General features: G+C 64.3%; 19 protein-coding genes. 15 read left to right on the top strand and 4 right to left on the bottom strand.

Going from position 1 to position 13,892, the window contains the following annotated elements; all coding sequences use genetic code 11:
- Positions 1-105: 105 nt before the first annotated feature.
- The 4 genes from FYM52_RS11475 (at position 106) to ygiD (ending at position 3,787) form a co-directional block, all read left to right on the top strand.
- Positions 106-1,068, top strand: a complete 963-nt coding sequence (locus FYM52_RS11475; RefSeq protein ID WP_042417489.1) for a LysR substrate-binding domain-containing protein — start codon at positions 106-108, stop codon at positions 1,066-1,068.
- A 248-nt stretch (positions 1,069-1,316) separates the two neighbouring features.
- A complete protein-coding gene (locus tag FYM52_RS11470) occupies positions 1,317-1,748 on the top strand; it encodes a Dps family protein (protein ID WP_225890607.1) in 432 nt (143 codons plus the stop codon).
- Between the two features lie 85 nt (positions 1,749-1,833).
- The gene (gene ubiA, locus FYM52_RS11465) at positions 1,834-2,727 is read left to right on the top strand and encodes a 4-hydroxybenzoate octaprenyltransferase (protein ID WP_154164186.1); all 894 of its coding nucleotides are present in this window, start codon (positions 1,834-1,836) and stop codon (positions 2,725-2,727) included.
- Between the two features lie 190 nt (positions 2,728-2,917).
- A complete protein-coding gene (gene ygiD / locus FYM52_RS11460; RefSeq protein ID WP_154164204.1) occupies positions 2,918-3,787 on the top strand; it encodes a 4,5-DOPA dioxygenase extradiol in 870 nt (289 codons plus the stop codon).
- A gap of 107 nt (positions 3,788-3,894) precedes the next feature.
- On the opposite strand, the gene proC is transcribed toward ygiD, so the two are convergent.
- The 4 genes from proC to FYM52_RS11440 form a co-directional block, all read right to left on the bottom strand.
- Entirely contained in the window at positions 3,895-4,719 is an 825-nt protein-coding gene (gene proC, locus FYM52_RS11455; RefSeq protein ID WP_154164185.1) for a pyrroline-5-carboxylate reductase, read from the bottom strand.
- Between the two features lie 132 nt (positions 4,720-4,851).
- Entirely contained in the window at positions 4,852-6,348 is a 1,497-nt protein-coding gene (gene glpK / locus FYM52_RS11450; RefSeq protein ID WP_154164184.1) for a glycerol kinase GlpK, read from the bottom strand.
- 15 nt (positions 6,349-6,363) lie between these two features.
- Entirely contained in the window at positions 6,364-6,828 is a 465-nt protein-coding gene (locus FYM52_RS11445) for a GNAT family N-acetyltransferase (protein ID WP_154164183.1), read from the bottom strand.
- A complete protein-coding gene (locus tag FYM52_RS11440) occupies positions 6,825-7,595 on the bottom strand; it encodes a DeoR/GlpR family DNA-binding transcription regulator (protein WP_162858921.1) in 771 nt (256 codons plus the stop codon). Before FYM52_RS11440 ends, FYM52_RS11445 begins: the two co-directional genes overlap by 4 nt.
- Before the next feature lie 212 nt (positions 7,596-7,807).
- On the opposite strand from FYM52_RS11440, the gene FYM52_RS11435 reads away from it, so the two are divergent.
- From FYM52_RS11435 to rplO, 11 genes are all read left to right on the top strand, one after another.
- Entirely contained in the window at positions 7,808-9,403 is a 1,596-nt protein-coding gene (locus tag FYM52_RS11435) for a glycerol-3-phosphate dehydrogenase/oxidase (RefSeq protein ID WP_154164181.1), read from the top strand.
- A gap of 392 nt (positions 9,404-9,795) precedes the next feature.
- The gene (gene rplN / locus FYM52_RS11430; RefSeq protein ID WP_042417471.1) at positions 9,796-10,164 is read left to right on the top strand and encodes a 50S ribosomal protein L14; all 369 of its coding nucleotides are present in this window, start codon (positions 9,796-9,798) and stop codon (positions 10,162-10,164) included.
- A 9-nt stretch (positions 10,165-10,173) separates the two neighbouring features.
- Positions 10,174-10,491, top strand: a complete 318-nt coding sequence (gene rplX, locus FYM52_RS11425) for a 50S ribosomal protein L24 (RefSeq protein WP_042417467.1) — start codon at positions 10,174-10,176, stop codon at positions 10,489-10,491.
- A 10-nt stretch (positions 10,492-10,501) separates the two neighbouring features.
- Positions 10,502-11,041: a 50S ribosomal protein L5 gene (gene rplE / locus FYM52_RS11420; RefSeq protein ID WP_042417462.1), complete on the top strand. Its 540-nt coding sequence runs from the start codon at positions 10,502-10,504 to the stop codon at positions 11,039-11,041.
- 8 nt (positions 11,042-11,049) lie between these two features.
- Positions 11,050-11,355: a 30S ribosomal protein S14 gene (gene rpsN, locus FYM52_RS11415; RefSeq protein ID WP_042417459.1), complete on the top strand. Its 306-nt coding sequence runs from the start codon at positions 11,050-11,052 to the stop codon at positions 11,353-11,355.
- Positions 11,356-11,375: 20 nt separating this feature from the next.
- The gene (gene rpsH, locus FYM52_RS11410) at positions 11,376-11,771 is read left to right on the top strand and encodes a 30S ribosomal protein S8 (RefSeq protein WP_042417456.1); all 396 of its coding nucleotides are present in this window, start codon (positions 11,376-11,378) and stop codon (positions 11,769-11,771) included.
- A gap of 24 nt (positions 11,772-11,795) precedes the next feature.
- Positions 11,796-12,329, top strand: a complete 534-nt coding sequence (rplF, locus tag FYM52_RS11405) for a 50S ribosomal protein L6 (RefSeq protein WP_042417452.1) — start codon at positions 11,796-11,798, stop codon at positions 12,327-12,329.
- Positions 12,330-12,340: 11 nt separating this feature from the next.
- Positions 12,341-12,706, top strand: coding sequence for a 50S ribosomal protein L18 (gene rplR / locus FYM52_RS11400; protein ID WP_042417449.1), 366 nt, complete (start codon positions 12,341-12,343; stop codon positions 12,704-12,706).
- A gap of 15 nt (positions 12,707-12,721) precedes the next feature.
- Positions 12,722-13,240: a 30S ribosomal protein S5 gene (gene rpsE / locus FYM52_RS11395; RefSeq protein WP_042417446.1), complete on the top strand. Its 519-nt coding sequence runs from the start codon at positions 12,722-12,724 to the stop codon at positions 13,238-13,240.
- A gap of 13 nt (positions 13,241-13,253) precedes the next feature.
- Positions 13,254-13,436 carry a 50S ribosomal protein L30 gene (gene rpmD / locus FYM52_RS11390; protein WP_042417443.1) on the top strand — a complete coding sequence of 61 codons (183 nt, stop codon included), beginning with the start codon at positions 13,254-13,256 and terminating at the stop codon, positions 13,434-13,436.
- Positions 13,437-13,447: 11 nt separating this feature from the next.
- Entirely contained in the window at positions 13,448-13,879 is a 432-nt protein-coding gene (gene rplO / locus FYM52_RS11385) for a 50S ribosomal protein L15 (RefSeq protein ID WP_042417579.1), read from the top strand.
- Positions 13,880-13,892 lie beyond the last annotated feature (13 nt).

The following is a 13,892-nucleotide window of genomic DNA, read 5'->3' as shown; positions in this document are numbered from 1 at the left end:
AATCAGGCATGCGGCCGTGCAGAGAAAGCTAGCCTGCTATACATTCGATTACATCCCCGCTTTGCACTTTCAACCCACGAACTGCGATAGGCGCACGTTCCGCCCATGACACTGACTGAACTGAAATACATTGTTGCCGTAGCCCGAGAAAAGCATTTTGGTCGCGCCGCAGACGCGTGCTATGTGTCGCAGCCCACCTTGTCGGTGGCCATCAAGAAGCTGGAAGAGGAGCTGGACGTCAAGATTTTCGAGCGCAGCGCGGGCGAAGTCTCGGTCACGCCCCTGGGTGAGTCCATCGTGCGGCAGGCCCAAAGTGTGTTGGAACAGGCGGCGGAGATCAAGGAAATCGCCAAGCGCGGCAAGGACCCGCTGTCGGGCGTGCTGACGCTGGGGGTGATCTACACCATTGGCCCCTACCTGCTGCCGGAGCTGGTGCGCAACTCCATCAAGATGACGCCGCAGATGCCGCTGATGTTGCAGGAGAACTTCACGGTCAAGTTGCTGGAGATGCTGCGCACCGGGGAGATCGATTGCGCCATCGTGGCCGAACCCTTCCCCGACACCGGCCTGGCGATGGCGCCGCTGTACGACGAGCCCTTCATGGCCGCCGTGCCCAGCGCCCACCCGCTGGCGCAGCAGGAATCGGTGACCACCACCGAGCTGAAGAACGAGACCATGCTGCTGCTGGGCGCGGGCCACTGCTTCCGCGACCATGTGCTGGAGGTGTGTCCCGAGTTCGCGCGCTACGCCAGCAATGCCGAAGGCATCCGCCGCACCTTCGAGGGCTCGTCCCTGGAAACCATCAAGCACATGGTGGCCGCCGGTATGGGTGTGACCCTGGTGCCCCGCCTGTCCGTGCCCAACGAGGCCCTGGTCACGCAGCGCCGCCGCAGCTCGGACGATCCGCACATCCGCTACCTGCCCATCCGTGGCGACGACGGCAATACGCCGCCCAGCCGCCGTGTCGTGCTGGTGTGGCGCCGCAGCTTCACCCGCTATGAAGCGATTGCCGCGCTGCGCAACGCCGTCTACGCCTGCGATCTGCCCGGCGTCAGCCTGCTGACCTGAGCGGCGGCGGGCTATCCGTCCCATTGGCCCAAGTCATGAAACCGACATGCCGTGCTCTGCGGCATGCGCTAAAGTCGTAAGGCCGACCGTGCCTGCGCATGTGGCGCACACGGCGCCCCGTTCAGTGTTTGAGGAGAAATACCATGGCGAAAGAATCGACCAAGACCAACAAGAAGCAGCCTGTGAAGGCTTCTGTGGCTGCTGGTGTTGCAATCAATATCGGAATCAGTGACGAAGACCGTGCAGCGATGGCGCAGGGCCTGTCGCGCCTGCTGGCCGACACCTACACCCTGTACCTGACCACGCACAACTTCCACTGGAACGTGACCGGTCCCATGTTCAATGCCCTGCACAACATGTTCATGGACCAGTACACCGAGCTGTGGAACGCCGTGGACCCGATCGCCGAGCGCATCCGCTCGCTGGGCCACCCCGCCCCCGGTTCCTACGCCCAGTTCGGCAAGCTGACCAGCCTGGCGGACGTGCCTGCCACGCCGCCCAAGGCCAAGGACATGATCCGCATCCTGGTCGAGGGCAATGAGGCCGTGGCGCGCACCGCGCGCAGCCTGTTCCCTCTGGCCGACAAGGCCAGCGACGAACCCACGGCCGACCTGCTGACCCAGCGCCTGACCGTGCACGAGCAGACCGCCTGGATGCTGCGCTCGATGCTGGAAGAGTGACACCCCGCGCCGGCGCCCGTGCGCCGCGCCCCGCCACAACGCCCGCTGCCAGCGGGCGTTGTGCATTTGGCGCGACAATTTGCCCATGACCCGTCCTGCTTCTCCCGGTGCCGCTGTGGCACCCCGCTCCAAACTGTCGCTGTACCTGGACCTGATCCGCTGGAACCGCCCGGCCGGCTGGCTGGTGCTGGTCTGGCCCACGCTGGCCGCGCTGTGGGTGGCGGCCGAAGGTTTCCCGGGCTGGCACCTGCTGCTGGTGTTCGTCGCCGGCACGGTGCTGATGCGCAGCGCGGGCTGCACCATCAACGACATTGCCGACCGCGATTTCGACCGGCATGTGAAGCGCACCACCCAGCGCCCCATCACCAGCGGCCAGGTCAGCGTCAAAGAGGCGGCGCTGGTGGGCCTGGTGCTGACCCTGGTGGCCTTCGCCCTGGTGCTGACCACGCGCTGGGAGGCCGTGGCCTGGTCCGTGCCCGCCGTGCTGTTCACCATCCTCTACCCCTTCACCAAGCGCTTCTTTGCCATGCCCCAAGCCTTCCTGGGCATTGCCTTCAACTTCGGCATCGTGATCGCCTTTGCGGCGGTCACGGGCGAGGTGGGCTGGACCGCCTGGACCCTGTGGCTGGCCAACATGTTCCTGGTGCTGGCCTACGACACCGAATACGCCATGGTGGACCGCGACGACGATCTGAAGATCGGCATGAAGACCTCGGCCATCACCCTGGGGCGCTGCGACGTGCCGGCCATCATGGGCTTTTTTATGCTGTGCCTGGGCCTGACCGTCTGGGCGGTGCTGCCCCAGGGCCTGGGCTGGCCGTTCTGGCTGGGCCTGGGTGTGGCCGCGGCGCAGGTGCTGTGGCATTACACGCTGATCAAGGACCGCACGCGCGAAGGCTGCTTTGTGGCCTTCAGCAAGAGCCATTACATCGGCATGAGCCTGTTTGCGGGAATTGCCCTGGGCTTCGCGCTGCGTTAGGCCGCTGCGGGCGGAACTTCGCCGTGCCGGGGCACGCTGTCTGCCCAGTGCTTGCGAGGGGCCAGGCGCCCCTTGTTTCATGCCCGCAGCCCGCGGGCATCGCGCAGAAAGTGGGAAGATGCAACGCAGACATTGGCTGGGCGTCGCCGCAGGCGCGGCGGCCCTGGCCGCCACAGGAGTCCCTATGAGCATGAGCCACACGCTGGATGGCGCCGCGGCGCAGGCCGGCATCACCGCGCTGCGGCCCTCGGCACGCATGCCGGTGCTGTTCGTCGGCCATGGCAGCCCCATGAATGCGATCGAGGACAACGCTTACCGCCGCAGCTGGCAGCAACTGGGCCAGCAGTTGCTGGCCCGGGCCGAGCGCCCGCAGCTGGTGCTGTGCATCTCCGCCCACTGGATCACGCAGGGCCAGGGCAGCTGGCTGACGGGCATGGCCCAGCCCCGGACCATCCATGACTTTGGCGGCTTCCCCGATGAGCTGTTTGCCCAGCAATACCCTGCGCCGGGCGCACCGGTGGTGGCGCAGCAGTTGGCCAGCCAGCTGCACATGCCGCACAGCCAGCAGGCGCTGGGGGTGGATGCGGACGGCTGGGGCCTGGACCACGGCACCTGGAGCGTGCTCAAGCCCATGTTCCCGGCCGCCGACATCCCCGTGGTGCAGCTGAGCATCGACTACCGCCGCCCGTCGGCCGAGCATTTCGCCCTGGGGCAGCAGCTGCAGGCCCTGCGGGAGCGCGGCGTGCTGATCGTGGGCAGCGGCAATGTGGTGCACAACCTGCGCGCCCTGCAGCGCACGCAGTCGCCCCTGCAGGCCTATGACTGGGCGATCGAGTTCGACCAGATGGTGACCGGGCTGGTGGAGCGGGGGGATCTGGCGCGGCTGGGCGACTTCCAGCAGCTGGGCACGGTGGCGCAGATGGCCCACCCGACCTACGACCACTACCTGCCGCTGTTGTATGCGGCCGGGGCCGTGCACCCGGGCGAAGTGGCCCAGTTCTTCAACGCCGACTTCCAGATGGCCGCCATTTCCATGCGCTCCATGGTGTGGGGCGTCTAGGGTGCTGGCCGGGCGCTGCGGTGGACTCCCAGGCGTGCCAAGGCATTCCTTTTTTGTGAGCTTTTAGCGCTGGCTGGCTGTGCGCGGAAGGCGGTTTTGGTGCTGAATCAGCGGCCGAACTCCTGCGCCAGTTCCTGGGCGCGGGCTTCGGCCTTGCGCAGCGCCGCGATGAAGGTCTGGGGCAAGCCGGCCTGCTGCATGTGGGTGATGGCGGCGTAGGTGGTGCCGCCCTTGCTGGTCACGCGCTCGCGCAGCACGCTGGCGGGCTCGTCGGAGCGGGCCGCCAGTTCCGACGCCCCCTGGAAGGTGGCCACGGCCATCTGGTAGGCCTGCTCGGCGGTCAAGCCCATGTCCACGCCGGCCTGCGTCATGGCTTCCAGCAGCAGGAACACATATGCCGGGCCGGAGCCGGACAGGGCCGTCACGGCGTTCAGCTTGGCTTCGGCATCCACCCACACCAGCTGGCCGGTGGTGCCGATCACGCGCTCGATCAGGGCCTGGCCCTCGGCGTCCACCTCGGGGCGGGCGAACAGGCCGGTCATGCCCTTGCTGACCAGGGCCGGGGTGTTGGGCATGGCGCGCACGATGCGGCCCGTGCCCAGCCACTGCGCGATGCTGTCGGTGGTGATGCCGGCCGCCACGCTCAGGTGCAGGACCTGGGCGGTGTGGGGGGCGGCGGCAGCGGCGGCGTCCTTGAAGGTCTGGGGCTTGACGGCCCAGACCACCAGGTCGGCCGCGGCCAGGGCCGCGCTGGCTGCGGGCAGGGCGTCGATGCCGAACTTGGCTTTCAGCGCATCGCGCGCCGCCTCAAAGGGTTCGACCACGGTGATCTGGCTGGCGGGCAGACCGTTGGCGATCAGGCCGCCGATGATGGCACTGGCCATGTTGCCGCCGCCGATGAAGGCGATGCGGGTGGAGGGTGTCTGGCTCATAAACAAGGCTTTCCGAAGGTGTGAAGAAATCAGAGCTGAATGCGCAGTTTGGTCAATCGTTTCAGTGTGTTTTCTATTTGAAATCAAACGTGGATCAGCGTGATCAGCTCTCTTTTTGTGCGTTGCTGCAGATCAGGCAGCAGTGGTCTGGCGCACCGCGCGTTCCCAGCGCGCCATCAGCTCGTCGGCGCGGGACTTGTCCATGGTGGGGACGAAGCGGCGCTCGGCCTTCCACAGCGACGACAGTTCTTGCGTGCTTTGGTAAACGCCGCTGGACAAGCCGGCCAGGTAGGCCGCCCCCAGCGCGGTGGTCTCCACGCAGGCCGGGCGCACCACGGGGATGCCCAGCAGGTCGGCCTGGAACTGCATCAGCAGGTTGTTGACGCAGGCACCGCCATCCACGCGCAGCTCGCTCACGGCCGCGCCGCCGTTGGCCACCGCATCGCGGCTCATGGCCAGCAGCAGGGCGGCGCTCTGGTAGGCGATGGACTCCAGCGCGGCGCGGGCGATGTGGGCCAGGGTGGTGCCGCGCGTCAGGCCGGTAATCGACCCGCGTGCATCGGGCTCCCAATAGGGGGCGCCCAGGCCGGTGAAGGCCGGCACCAGCATCACGCCGCCACTGTCGGGCACGCTTTCGGCCAGCTGCTGCACCTGGCCGCTGTGCTCAATCGCCTGCAGGCCGTCGCGCAGCCACTGCACCACGGCGCCACCGACGAACACGCTGCCTTCCAGCGCAAACTGGGGCGTGGCGCTGGGCTGGGCGGCGCTGGTGGTCAGCAGGCCGTTGGCCGAGGTCTGGAACTGGCTGCCCGTGTGCATCAGCATGAAGCAGCCCGTGCCATAGGTGTTCTTGGCCATGCCCGCCTGGAAGCAGGCCTGGCCGAAGAGGGCGCTTTGCTGGTCGCCGGCCACGCCACCGATGGGGATGGGGCCGCCCAGCACGTCCTCTGCCGTGCTGCCAAAGTCGGCAGCCGATGGCAGGACCTCGGGCATCAGGCTGGCGGGGATGTGCAGCAGGGCCAGCAAATCCGCATCCCACTGGTTGGTGTGCACGTTGAACAGCATGGTGCGGCTGGCGTTGCTGACGTCGGTGACGTGGCGCTGGCCGCCGGTCAACTGCCAGATCAGCCAGCTGTCCACGGTGCCAAAGGCCAGCTCACCGCGCTCGGCGGCGTCGCGCGCGCCGGGCACGTGGTCCAGCAGCCACTGCAGCTTGGTGCCCGAGAAGTAGGCATCGATGCGCAGGCCGGTTTTCTGCAGGATGGTGTCGCTGTGGCCGGCTTCGCGCAGCTGCTGGCAGGTGGGCTCGGCACGTCGGTCCTGCCAGACGATGCCGTGGTGGATGGGCTGGCCGGTTTTGCGGTTCCAGACGATGGTGGTCTCACGCTGGTTGGTGATGCCGACCGAGCGGATGTCGCTGGCCTTGAGCCCGGCCTTGGCCAGGGCGTCGCGCGCTGTGCCCAGCTGGGTGCGCCAGATTTCGCGCGGGTCGTGCTCCACCCAGCCGGGGCGGGGGTAGATCTGGGGCAGCTCCTGCTGGGCGGAGGCGACGATGCTGCCTTGCGTGTCGAACACGATGGCGCGGGAGCTGGAGGTGCCTTGGTCCAAGGCGAGCAGGTAGGTGGTCATGGGCGGTGGTGCAAATCAGAGGTCGAGGACAAAGCGGGCGGCCTGGGCCTGCTCCTGCCAGCCCTGTCGGGCGTAAAAGCCCCGGTGGTACGAGTCGCGCTGGCGGTTGTTGACCAGCCACAGGCGGCGGCAGCCACGGCTGCGTGCCGCAGCGGTGACCTGGTCCAGCAATTGGCTTCCAACGCCCGATCCCCGGGCGCTGTCAGCGATGAAAAGTTCGCTCACATAGCCCTCCCAGCCTTGCAGGATGGCGATGGGCAGCCAGTGCACGGCGCAGTAGCCGATCAGCTGGCCCCGGGCGTCACAGGCCACCAGTTGCAGCTGGTGTGCGCTGGGGGCCAGCAGGGGCGCCAGCTGGGCCGCGTGCGCGTCGGGATGGCCGGTGGCAAAGCGGTCGAACCAGCCAATGCCCTGCAGCAGGGTGGCCAGCGCCGGGGCATCGCCCGGCTGGGCCGCGCGCAGGGTGCAGGTGGCGCTCATTGCGCCACCACGCACTGCACCTCGGCGTCGGCCAGCAGGCGGTCGAAGGGGCTGGGCGGCGGTGCGTCGGTGAACAGGCGGTCGATCTGGCGCAGGCTGGCCAGCTCCACCATGGCCTGGCGGTGGAATTTGCTGTGGTCGGCGGCCAGCCAGACTTCGCGCGACTGCTGGATGATGGTTTGCGCCACCTTCACCTCGCGCAGGTCGTAGTCGCGCAGCGTGCCGTCGGCCTCGATGGCGGAGATGCCGATCAGGGCGATGTCCACCTTGAACTGGCGCATGAAGTCCACGGCCGCCTCGCCGATGATGCCGCGGTCGCGCGTGCGCACCACGCCCCCGGCGACGATGACTTCGCACTCGGCGTTGCTGCTCAGGATGGCGGCGACGTTCAGGTTGTTGGTGATCACGCGCAGGCCACGGTGGTGCAGCAGGGCCTTGGCCACGGCCTCGGTGGTGGTGCCGATGTTCAGGATCAGCGAGCAGCCGTTGGGAACCGCCTCGGCCACGGCCTTGGCAATCCGCGCCTTGCCGTCGGCGTGCAGCGTTTCGCGCCGCGTGTGGGCCAGGTTCTCCACGGTGGCGCTGGGCACGCGCACACCGCCGTGAAAGCGCACCAGCAGGCCGGCGCCTGCCAGTTTCTGCACATCGCGGCGCACGGTTTGCAAGGTCACGCCCAGGGTCTCGGCCAGCTGCTCCACGGTGGCCGATTGCTGGTTGCGCACTTCTTCCAGCAATTGCAGCTGGCGGGGGTTGTTGTTGCTGATCACGTTGCTGTGGGGTTCATGCTTGGGGCTGGAGTATCCTAAAACCGAAAGCAAAATAATGAAAATCGAAAGAAACCAATCACAAACGCGCAAAAAGCATGACAATATGTGCTATGCGCTGGACCCGCTGGGGCGGCGCGCAGGATCGGCATGCACTGACGCCACCGCTCCTGCTGATTGATTACCCTCAGACACCTGCTCAGTCCTGAAGCGCCATGACGATTGCCACCACGCCCCTGACCACCGATCGTGCCGAATTATTGGCCCGCTTGGCCCAACCGGAAACCTACGATCTGCTGATTATCGGCGGTGGAGCCACGGGCCTGGGCACGGCCGTGGATGCGGCGGCCCGCGGCTTCAAGGTGGCGCTGGTGGAGTCGCACGACTTCGCCAAGGGCACCTCCTCGCGCGCCACCAAGCTGGTGCACGGCGGCGTGCGCTACCTGGCCCAGGGCAATGTGTCCCTGGTGCGCGAAGCCCTGCACGAGCGCAGCACCCTGCTGAACAACGCGCCGCACCTGGCCCAGCCGCTGCCGTTTGTGATGCCGTCCTACCGCCTGCTGGATACGCCGTTCTACGGCGCCGGTCTGAAGATGTACGACGCGCTGGCCGGCAAGGACGGCCTGGGCCGCACCGAATTCCTCAGCAAGGACAAGACCCTGCGCCTGCTGCCCACGGTGCGCACCGACCACCTCAAGGGCGGGGTGAAGTACTGGGACGGCCAGTTCGACGATGCGCGCCTGGCGCTGGCGCTGGCCCGCACGGCCGCAGCCAAGGGTGCGCTGCTGGTGAACTACTGCCCCGCCAAGGAACTGCTGCACGAAGGCGGCAAGGTGGTGGGCGCGGTCTGCGAGGACGCCGAGACCGGCAGCCGCTACACCGTGCGCGCCAAGTGCGTGGTCAATGCCACCGGCCCCTGGGTGGATGCGCTGCGCCAGCAGGATGCCGAGTTGCTGGGCAAGCCCGTCAAGCCGATGGTCGCGCCCAGCCAGGGCGTGCATGTGGTCGTGGACCGCGAATTCCTGCCCTCCGACCATGCCCTGCTGGTGCCCAAGACCGCCGACGGCCGCGTGCTGTTTGCCGTGCCCTGGCTGGGCAAGGTCATCCTGGGTACCACCGACACGCCGCGCCACGACCTGGCGCGCGAGCCCCAGGCCTTCGAGGAAGAGATTGAATTCATCCTCAAGGAAGCCGGCAACTACCTGTGCCGCCGCCCCTCGCGCGCCGATGTGCGCAGCATCTGGGTGGGTATGCGTCCCCTGGTCAAGCCCCAGGACGACGATGGCGAGAACACCAAGAAGATCAGCCGCGAGCACACGGTGATGACCAGCAAGTCCGGTCTGGTGACCGTGACCGGCGGCAAATGGACCACCTACCGCGCCATGGCCGAGGATGTGCTGCAGGAATGCTTCGAGCAAAAGCTCCTGCCGGGCCGCGCTGGCGGCGTGACCGTCAAGCTGCCGCTGGTCGGCGCCCCCAAGCCCGAGCAGGTCAAGCACCGCATGAATGCGGCCCAGGGCGAGCACATCTACGGCACCGAAGCCGCCGCCGTGCACAGCCTGCCCGGCGCCGACCAGCGCCTGGCCGAAGGCCTGAGCGAGGCCATGGTGCGCTTCGCGGCGCGCTACGAGTACGCGCGCACCGTTGAGGACGTCCTGGCCCGCCGCAGCCGCCTGCTGTTCCTGGACGCCCGCCTGGCCGCTCAGGTGGCGCCGCGCGTGGCCGAGATCCTGCAGCAGGAGCTGCCCGGCGTTGACGTCAAGCTGGCCGACTTCCTGGTCTTGTGCCAGCAGTACCGCCTGGCGGCCTGATCTCCCTAACTCCCGATTGCCAGGGCTGTGGCGCCGATTGCTTCTGAATCAGGAGCGGTCGGCGCTTTTTTATGGCTGGTTCTGTCTTTGAAGTCCTTTGAAACTGCCGCTGGATAAGCGCAAGCAGCTATGCTTTTTATAACTGTTGCGTGGCAGGCCGTCTGCCCCGCAGGCCAGCTGGTTTTGGCGTGCTAAGCAGTTGACACGCAAGGATTTTCCTGCGATACTCCTATGCTTCATGTGTAAAAGCGTGAAAGTTCTGCCCAGCGGGAAGCCTTTTGGAATGGTCCAGAAGGTGGACGACGGGCCCAAGACTGACCGGCTGCTCGTTCGGCCCTTGAGAAGTTCTCTGGGGCTGTCCGGGTCTGCTGGAGCAAGTTGGGAATATTGAAATGATCCAAACAGAATCTCGGTTAGAGGTTGCCGATAACACGGGCGCGAAGTCTGTTCAGTGCATTAAGGTGCTGGGCGGTTCTCATCGTCGTTACGCAAGTGTTGGCGACATCATCAAAGTGAGCATCAAAGAAGCCGCTCCCCGTGGCCGCGTCAAAAAAGGCGAGGTCTACAGTGCTGTGGTCGTCCGTACTGCCAAGGGCATCCGCCGTGGCGACGGTTCTTTGGTGAAGTTCGATGGCAACGCTGCCGTTCTGCTGAACGCCAAGCTGGAGCCTATCGGCACTCGTATTTTTGGCCCCGTGACCCGTGAACTGCGTACCGAAAAGTTCATGAAGATCGTGTCCCTGGCACCTGAAGTTCTCTAAGGAAGCACCATGAACAAGATTCGCAAGGGCGACAAAGTCATCGTGCTGACCGGCCGTGACAAGGGTAAGCAAGGCGTGGTGACTCAGCGCGTTGACGATTCGCATCTGTTGATCGAAGGCGTGAACCTGGTCAAGAAGCACGTCAAGCCAAACCCCATGAAGGGCACCACCGGCGGTATCGTGGAAAAGGCCATGCCTATCCACCAATCCAACGTGGCTATCTTCAATGCAGCGACTGGCAAGGCCGATCGCGTGGGCATCAAGGTGAACGCCGATGGCGCACGTGTTCGCGTGTTCAAGTCCAATGGCGCTGAAATCGCCGCCTAAGGAGTAACACATGGCACGTTTGCAAAAACTCTATCGCGAAAAGATCGCGGCCGAACTGAAGGAAAAGTTCGGTTACACCTCCTCCATGGAAGTGCCCCGTCTGACCAAGATCACCCTGAACATGGGTGTGAGCGAAGCCGTGGCCGACAAGAAGGTGATGGACAACGCCGTGGCTGACCTGACCAAGATTGCTGGTCAAAAGCCCGTGGTGACCAAGGCCAAGAAGGCTATCGCTGGTTTCAAGATCCGTGAAGGCCAAGCGATTGGCTGCATGGTGACACTGCGTGGCGTTCAAATGTACGAATTCCTGGACCGTTTCGTGACCGTGGCTCTGCCCCGCGTGCGCGACTTCCGTGGTATCTCGGGTCGTTCGTTCGACGGTCGCGGCAACTACAACGTCGGCGTCAAAGAACAGATCATCTTCCCTGAGATCGAATACGACAAAGTGGATGCTCTGCGTGGTCTGAATATCAGCATCACGACGACCGCGAAGACTGACGACGAGTGCAAGGCACTGCTCGCAGCGTTCAAATTCCCCTTCAAGAACTGAGGTGGCGCATGGCTAAGAAAGCTTTGATCGAGCGCGAACTGAAGCGCGAAAAGCTGGCAGCTAAGTACGCTGCCAAGTACGCAGAACTGAAGGCAATCGCCGGCGACGCCAAGCGTTCCGACGAAGAGCGTGATGCAGCCCGTCTGGGTCTGCAGAAGCTGCCCCGCAACGCCAACCCTACTCGCCAACGTAACCGTTGCGAAATCACCGGTCGTCCACGTGGCACATTCCGTCAATTCGGTCTGGGTCGCGCCAAGATCCGTGAACTGGCCTTTGCTGGCGACATCCCCGGTGTCACCAAGGCCAGCTGGTAAGCAAGCAGGAGAGATACAAGATGAGCATGAGTGATCCTATCGCCGACTTGCTGACCCGTATTCGCAACGCCCAAATGGTGTCCAAGGCCACTGTGTCGGTTCCTTCCTCCAAGGTGAAGGTTGCCATCGCACAAGTGCTGAAGGACGAGGGCTATGTTGACGGTTTTGAAGTCAAGACCGAAGACGGCAAGTCTGAACTCGTTATTACCCTGAAGTACTACGCCGGTCGCCCTGTGATCGAGCGTATCGAACGTGTGAGCCGTCCTGGCCTGCGCGTGTACAAGGGCCGTGACGCAATTCCCCAAGTCATGAACGGCTTGGGCGTGGCCATCGTCACCACCCCCAAGGGCGTGATGACCGATCGCAAGGCGCGTGCTACCGGTGTCGGTGGTGAAGTGCTGTGCTATGTGGCCTAACGGACATTAAGGAGAAATACTGAAATGTCTCGCGTAGCAAAAGCAAACGTGACCATCCCCGCAGGCGTGGATGTGTCGATGACTGCTGAGACCATCAAGGTCAAGGGCAAGGGCGGCGAGCTGTCCCTGGCACTGAACCCCCAAGTGGTGATCAGCAACAACGAAGGCAAGCTGTCTTTCGTTCCCGCCAACGACTCCCGTGATGCTGACGCACTGGCCGGTACTTTCCGCCAGCTGGTCAACAACATGGTCAAGGGCGTGACCGAAGGCTTCGAAAAGAAGCTGACTCTGATCGGTGTGGGCTACAAGGCCGCCGTGCAGGGCACCAAGCTGAACCTGGCTGTGGGTTACTCGCACCCAGTGAACTTCGAAATGCCTGCCGGCATCACTATCACTACCCCCACCCCCACGGAAGTGGTGGTCAAGGGTGCTGACCGCCAGGCGGTGGGTCAGCTGGCTGCTGAGATCCGCGCCGTTCGTCCTCCCGAGCCTTACAAGGGCAAGGGCATCCGTTATGCGGATGAGAAGGTCGTGATCAAAGAGACCAAGAAGAAGTAAGGAGCTGCAATATGTTGACCAAGAAAGAGCAGCGTCTGCGTCGTGCACGCCAAACACGTATCCGCATTGCACAGCAAGGCGTGGCGCGTCTGAGCGTGAACCGCACGAACCTCCACATCTACGCCAGCGTCTTCTCCGAAGACGGCACCAAGGTGTTGGCCACAGCTTCGACTGCCGAAGCCTCCGTGCGCGCACAACTGGGCGCCGCTGGCAAGGGTGGCAACGTGGCTGCCGCCACACAAATCGGCAAGCTGATTGCCGAGCGTGCTAAGGCTGCCGGCGTTGAGAAAGTGGCTTTCGATCGCGCTGGTTTCGCATACCACGGCCGCGTGAAGGCTTTGGCAGAAGCCGCCCGTGAAGCGGGCCTGCAGTTCTAAGCGGAGCGGACAAAAATGGCAAAGTTTTCCCCCAAGGTGCAAGACGAAGGTCGTGACGACGGTCTGCGCGAAAAAATGATCGCGGTGAACCGCGTCACCAAGGTTGTGAAGGGCGGTCGTATCCTCGGCTTCGCTGCACTGACCGTGGTTGGCGACGGTGATGGCCGCGTTGGCATGGGTAAGGGCAAGTCCAAGGAAGTGCCTGCAGCTGTGCAAAAGGGCATGGAAGAGTCCCGTCGCAACATGATGAAGGTGTCGCTCAAGAGCGGCACCATCCACCACTCCGTGGTGGGTCACCATGGCGCGGCTCGTGTGGAACTGCACCCCGCCCCCAAGGGTACCGGCATCATCGCTGGCGGCCCTATGCGCGCTGTGTTCGAAGTGGTCGGTATCACCGACATCGTGGCCAAGAGCCATGGTTCTTCGAACCCCTACAACATGGTTCGCGCCACTTTTGACGCGCTGAAGAACTCCACAACCCCTTCGGAAGTGGCAGCTAAGCGTGGCAAGTCGGTCGAAGACCTGTTCGTCTGATCGGAGTCAGCACATGTCTACACAACAAACCATCAAGGTTCAGCTGGTCCGTAGCCCCATCGGTACCAAGGAAGACCACCGCGCTACCGTGCGTGGCCTGGGTCTGCGCAAGCTGAACAGCGTCAGCGAACTGCAGGACACCCCTGCCGTGCGCGGCATGATTAACAAGATCGCCTACTTGGTGAAGGTTCTCTGAAAGGATTGATGATGGAACTCAATAGCATCAAGCCTGCAGAAGGCGCCAAGCACGCCAAGCGTCGCGTGGGCCGCGGTATCGGTTCCGGTCTGGGTAAGACTGCCGGTCGTGGTCACAAGGGTCAGAAGTCGCGTTCGGGTGGCTACCACAAGGTGGGCTTCGAAGGCGGTCAGATGCCTTTGCAGCGCCGTCTGCCCAAGCGTGGCTTCAAGTCGATGACACTGAAGTTCAACGCCGAAGTGACACTGACTGCTCTGGAGCAACTGGGTCTGGCGGAAGTCGACGTGGCGGTTCTGAAGCAAGCTGGTCTGGTGGCTGCCAACGCCCAAGTGGTGAAGGTCATCAAGAGCGGTGAGCTGTCCAAGGCTGTCAAGCTGAACGGCGTTGCCGCTACAGCTGGCGCCAAGGCCGCCATCGAAGCTGCTGGTGGCAGCATCGCCTGATTAAGTTCTGAAA

This window comes from Comamonas sp. CAH-2, from assembly GCF_009668305.1.
GTDB lineage: Bacteria > Pseudomonadota > Gammaproteobacteria > Burkholderiales > Burkholderiaceae_C > Comamonas > Comamonas aquatica.
This window is presented reverse-complemented; position numbering and strand designations above follow the sequence as displayed.